This window comes from Streptomyces sp. NPDC005533, from assembly GCF_042871845.1.
Taxonomy (GTDB): Bacteria; Actinomycetota; Actinomycetes; order Streptomycetales; family Streptomycetaceae; genus Streptomyces.
In genome coordinates this window covers 1-2,256 of the sequence record NZ_JBIAJH010000158.1, presented here as the reverse complement: position 1 = coordinate 2,256, position 2,256 = coordinate 1, and the positions used below count along the sequence as shown (strand labels likewise).

The 2,256-nt window shown below is 63.4% G+C and carries 2 pseudogenes; both read left to right on the top strand.

From position 1 onward, the window contains the following. Positions 1 to 360, top strand: a pseudogene (locus ACFYP3_RS37550) (hypothetical protein); the annotation flags it as partial. Positions 361 to 2,140: 1,780 nt separating this feature from the next. Continuing rightward, positions 2,141 to 2,256, top strand: a pseudogene (locus ACFYP3_RS37545) (protein translocase subunit SecF); the annotation flags it as partial.

The window sequence follows — 2,256 nt, the reverse complement described above, 5'->3', positions numbered from 1 at the left end:
CACACCGGCAACGGACGCGACACCCACCGCGACGTCTACCAGGACCGCCGCCACCAGATCTGGGACGAGCGCGACACCGCCACCCTCCGCGACGACCGCGGACGCGTCCTCGACCGCGAGCTGGGGGCACCGCGGACACCACGGCGACCACCGCCGCTGACCCGGACCGGCAGCCACTCCATCGGGGTAGTGCCCTCGTCGATGGACGTGAGTCTGTTTGGAGTGGTACGGACTTTGCGCGCGCAGGATTCGCCAGGCCTGATGAGGGCGATCGTTCTTTCGACAGGCCAGCGGAGCTGGGCCGACGCACTTCTCTCCGCTGAGGAGGTCTCTTCCGTGCCGGCCTGGCTAGCACGGTAAGCCTGTCGCCGGCTCCCTGACAGACCGTGTCCGCCAGGATCGCGATGTCGAGGCGGATGCGGATGTCGGTGCGCCGGTGCCGCGGGCCGCTGAGGGTGTGACCTGCCAGGGCTGTGAGATTCAAACCACGTGCTACCAGGAGAGGTGATGACCTGCAGTTCAGGCCCTGGTGGAGGTGTTTTCCCTGGTATCCGCGTGGCGTTCGCCTACAGGGTGGCGCTCGGCGTGGGTGCAGTCCGGCAAGAGATATCGGTCGTTGGCCGCCCTCAGGGCCGCGTTCAGGCCGGTCGAGCTGCAGGCCAGGTGACCCGCCTGCGCTGTGGGGCGCATGCGTGAGTGGACCGATGCAGTTACTCAACCCGGATGCAATCTGGGTGAAAGTGTCCCTCCTTGCGGAGGTACACCAGTACGGTCCAGGCGTGCAGGGGAGGGGGCCGTTGCCCCCGGCTGGCGATCAGCGTCGTGACCCCCCTCCACGAGAGTGCGTGCACGACATCGAGGGCTGTGCGGAGGACCAGCGAGGCCCTCGAGTTGAAGGACCTGGGACGTCAGGCGTCCTGCTCAGAGGCGTTTCGCCAGCGCCGCCGCGTGCTGGGCCGTTTTTGCGTCACAAAACTAGGGGTTCCGCTGGGTTACTTCAAGACGCTTTGACGGAGGTACTTACCGGTTGCGGCCCTTCTCGAGAGCGGACTTCACCCTGTAGGTGCACGGCTGCACAGAATGATGGCTGAGACGACACGCCGTTGGAGATGCGCAATTCAGTCACCCGCACTTCGTGCCCCATGGCGAGTAAGCGCGCACAAAGCCAAGGTAGATGCATTGGGCACGTATCGTTGCTGGTGTCACAGCGCACCTCAACCGAGTGAACCGAGGGCTTTGCATGAATCGCATCATCCAAGCAGTGTCGATGGCCGGGGCAGTCGCGCTCGCCACCGCTTCGAGCGTGGGAGTCGCTCACGCCGACGAGCAGTCCGTGAAAATTAGCCAGCACGCGAGCCAGGTAATGCACTGCCCTGACCACTGGGACGCCCGCTGGGGCACGGGACCTGTCTGTGTTCCTGACCCCTCCGCTACCGTCATTCCATGCCCGAGCGACTGGAACCCCCGGTTCGGACGCGGGCCGGTCTGCCTTCCAGCATATCCAGCAGCGGGTGAACCGAAGGCTTCCGTAATCCAGCGTTAAGGCTCACTTTGTAATCGGCAACGGCATGAAGGATTACCTCAATCCGAACCGTTCCGTGGTTTCTGTATGATTAAACGCCAGGGCTGTGGCTTGCATTGCGGCCACAAGGTGCGTGCCGGACGGCGAAATCCCCCGATAAGCCGTCCGGCACGTTCGCGTGAAGATACATGCTGGCGCCTGAGGTTGCCAGTCCAGGAGCGAGTGCAAACGACACGGCGTGCTACGCCGAGGCGTCCGGTGCCAAACTCCGGGAGAAGGCGCGCCCTTCCAAGATCAGCCTCCTCGTGAGCGAGGCAGAGCCCTGATGTCACGCGGGTGGTGACTGTGCGGTGACTGTATGCCCGTGAGCTGCCGCGACACCCCAGCGCAAACACGTAGAAACGGGAATCCGCCGAAAGGGTCAGGAAACCCAAGTCCAGACCTTGCCCTTTGCAACGATGAATATGCCAAGGGAGTGTCATGAATGCCCCTGACAGACCCCGAACTATAGTAGTCGGCGGCTCCGGATGGGTTGCACGTGGGTGTGGTTCGTCCTGTGGCGGAGTCGCCGGATGTGTTAGATCTCTGTGATATCCGTCGGCGGAGGGAGATCAGACCTTGCCGGATCTCAGAGATTCTGGCGCCAAGCTGTACCGCGGTGAGGTCGGCTACGACTTCGTCGGCAAGCGTTTTCTCTGGTACGGCGTTTCCATCCTGATCACCATCACGGCGAT